Source organism: Cyanobacteria bacterium QS_8_64_29 (assembly GCA_003022125.1).
In the GTDB taxonomy this organism is placed as follows: Bacteria; Cyanobacteriota; Cyanobacteriia; order Cyanobacteriales; family Rubidibacteraceae; genus QS-8-64-29.
Genome location: PXQH01000031.1, coordinates 21,874 through 24,242 on the forward strand (window position 1 = coordinate 21,874; position 2,369 = coordinate 24,242).

Annotated in this window: 4 protein-coding genes; 2 read left to right on the plus strand and 2 right to left on the minus strand. The window is 56.6% G+C overall.

Annotated elements, in window-relative coordinates:
• Positions 1-49 precede the first annotated feature (49 nt).
• Together BRC58_05655 and BRC58_05660 are read left to right on the plus strand one after the other, a co-directional pair.
• On the plus strand, positions 50-637 hold the full coding sequence (locus tag BRC58_05655) for a hypothetical protein (GenBank protein PSP17675.1): 588 nt from the start codon (positions 50-52) through the stop codon (positions 635-637).
• A gap of 109 nt (positions 638-746) precedes the next feature.
• Positions 747-1,328 carry a Uma2 family endonuclease gene (locus BRC58_05660; GenBank protein PSP17676.1) on the plus strand — a complete coding sequence of 194 codons (582 nt, stop codon included), beginning with the start codon at positions 747-749 and terminating at the stop codon, positions 1,326-1,328.
• 72 nt (positions 1,329-1,400) lie between these two features.
• Here the strand turns inward: BRC58_05660 and BRC58_05665 are convergent, their stop codons facing one another.
• Together BRC58_05665 and BRC58_05670 are read right to left on the minus strand one after the other, a co-directional pair.
• The gene (locus BRC58_05665; protein ID PSP17677.1) at positions 1,401-1,697 is read right to left on the minus strand and encodes a hypothetical protein; all 297 of its coding nucleotides are present in this window, start codon (positions 1,695-1,697) and stop codon (positions 1,401-1,403) included.
• Between the two features lie 299 nt (positions 1,698-1,996).
• Positions 1,997-2,182 (minus strand): hypothetical protein, encoded by a 186-nt coding sequence (locus tag BRC58_05670; GenBank protein PSP17678.1) that lies wholly within the window; start codon positions 2,180-2,182, stop codon positions 1,997-1,999.
• Positions 2,183-2,369: the final 187 nt, after the last annotated feature.

A 2,369-nucleotide genomic window follows, 5' to 3' on the forward strand; every position in this document is an offset into this window, starting at 1 on the left:
AATCCTTGTAGCTTATGCACTAGATTGCGACCTCCGAAACTCCCTCAATATGGGAGTCATGTTCTTTGATAAGCGTGCATCCGCTGCTCAAATTGGTATTAGAGTTGTTGCGATGGCCGTTGAGAGCGACACGGTTTGGCAGGGCAAGCCAGCTCAGATTCTGAACGTGCCGGCCTTTTTGCTGGCCGGCGCCGTTGCGGTGGGGGCCGTTTGCGCTAGGGAGCCGCTGGCTGCCGCGCTCGGCCCGGTCGTTGGTGATAGGACGGCGGGCGAGGCGGCCAACTATGCGGCCATAGGCGCGGTTGCCGTTGCCGTTATCTGGGGCATCTGGCGGTGGGTTGACCTTGCGGCACAGCGGTATCGCCTGACGGCGCAGCAGCTACAAATCGAATCGGGCATACTCAACCGCCGCATTGAGATTTTAGAGCTCTACCGCGTCAAGGACATTACGATTGTGAAGCCGCTGCTGCTGCGAATTTTTGGGCTAGGTTCGCTGGAGTTGGTTTCTTCTGACGAGAGCCGGCCGGAGGTTATTTTGCGCGCCATCCCTGGTCCTGCCGAGCTAGCCCCTATGGTGCGCGAGCGCGTGGAAACGTGCCGGGACGCGAAAGGCGTACGCGAGATCGACTACACCTAGCGTTAGCCGGCGCTCAATCTCGGTCAAGCTGGCTGCAGTAGGTGCGGCAATCCCCTAGCGCGATCGCGGCTAAGCTGGATCGCATCGAGGCCGATCACAAGGCGCCGCCATGCCTGCTATTGAAATCCCGGAGCGCTTCCAGCTCACCCCCAAGCAGTTCGATCGCCTGGCGCCAGCCAATGAGACAGTGCGGCTGGAGCTAACGGCCCAAGGAGAGCTGCTCGTTATGCCGCCCACTGGTTCAGGCACCAGCGGTCGCAGCGCGCGCATCACGGCCCAACTGACGGTGTGGGCGGATCGAGACGGTAGGGGCAAGGCCTTCGACTCGAGCGGGATGTATGCCCTGCCTAATGGGGCGCGGCGATCGCCTGATGCCTCGTGGGTCGAGCTGAGCCGCTGGCAGGCTCTGACGGCCGAGGAACAGGAGAGCTTTGCACCCCTAGCGCCCGACTTTGTTATCGAACTGGCCAGTCCCAGCGACCTGGAAGTTCAGCGCTACGCGGATCTGCAGGCAAAAATGCACGAATATATCGACAACGGCACGCGCTTGGGGTGGCTGATTGAGCCCCAGACCCAGCGTGTCGAGATTTACCGACCGGGACAGCAGGCCACGATCCGCGAAGCGCCCCAAACGCTCTCGGGCGAGGACGTCCTACCGGGCTTTGAGCTGGATCTGAGCGCTATTTGGTAGGTGCGAGGTTCTGGCGATCGCGGCGCGATCCCCGTTGAATCGAGCCGGAATCGAGAGCGGATGCTACTGCGACTAGCGCTCCAAGGCAGACGAGGAAGGTTGGCGCTTGTCTTTCAATCGCTTGAGTAGCAGTACCAGAATGGCACCTACCAAAGCACCGCTAACGTGGGCTGTATGGCTAATGGCGTCGGCTTGACCGAGGCTTTGTAGCTCGGACAGAAGCCTTTGCACGACGAACTGCCCCAGGATTAAAACTTCCAGCAAGTTGCGCCAGTTCCAGCGAAATTTTAGTAAGACACTAATCGTGAATAACCCAAAAACGGCACCTGATGCACCTGGTCCAATTCCAGCAGAATGGACGAAAAACATAAAGATTCCAGCTCCAATCCCGCAAACGAAATAACTAATGAGAATACCTTTGGCGCCCTCTTCCTCCTCGATTATGCGGCCGAATATAGCAAAAACATGTGGATCGTGAACAGATAAATGTGCTTATACTTGAGAGCCTCGATCCCCATTTCGAGAGGCTCCTGGAGTTTCACTCAACAAGGATTGCTGGAAAGATGCGCCCAATCGGCATGTAGGAATAACGAGGTAACAAGGTGATACCAGGCAAACGTTGAATGGCCTGGGTGGATAGCCTGATACCAATTCTCGTGGCTTGTGCACTAGATTGCAACCTCCAAAACTCCTTCAATATGGGAGTCATATTCTTTGGTGAACGTGCATCCGCTGCTCAAATTGGTATGAATGAAGGCCAGATTGAATCCTTTATCCAGGGCAAACAATTTCAAATTGAGCGCTAGCAGTAAAAATAAGCCGTCATAGCGCTGCCGCTTGGCAAAACCGATCACGTCACCATCCGGATCGGTTGGGGCAGAACGACGCCACGGTAAGGCGGCCAGAGCCGCCTTGAGTTTCTGCCGGATGGCGCGAAACGGCGACTTATACCAATTACTAATAATATTGCACTGTTTTGGTGGAGCGAACCGCTCGGCAGATGAACTTCCAATTGGTGAGCGAGCGGATGGTCTGCTCCGA